This window comes from Methylobacterium sp. AC315 (assembly GCF_979253755.1).
Map to the genome: position 1 here is coordinate 1 of NZ_CEEDEA010000125.1, position 242 is coordinate 242.

The 242-nt window shown below is 72.7% G+C and carries 1 pseudogene; it reads left to right on the top strand.

From position 1 onward, the window contains the following. Nucleotides 1-238 (top strand): annotated as a pseudogene (locus AC0IY0_RS28975) (UdgX family uracil-DNA binding protein); the annotation flags it as partial. Nucleotides 239-242: the final 4 nt, after the last annotated feature.

The window sequence follows — 242 nt, forward strand, 5'->3', positions numbered from 1 at the left end:
GCTCGTGGTCGCGCTCGGCGCCACCGCGGTGCTGGCGCTCACCGGGAAGGCGGTGCCTATCACCCGGGCGCGCGGCCCGTTCCGGATCGACCGCTTCGACAACCGCTTTCAGGGCTTCATCACGGTCCACCCGTCTTACCTGCTGCGCCGGCCCGACGAGGCCAAAGCGGACGCCTACGCGGCGTGCGTGGACGACCTGCGCCGGGTGGAGGAGATCGGCCGCGAGCTCGCGGCGTGATCGG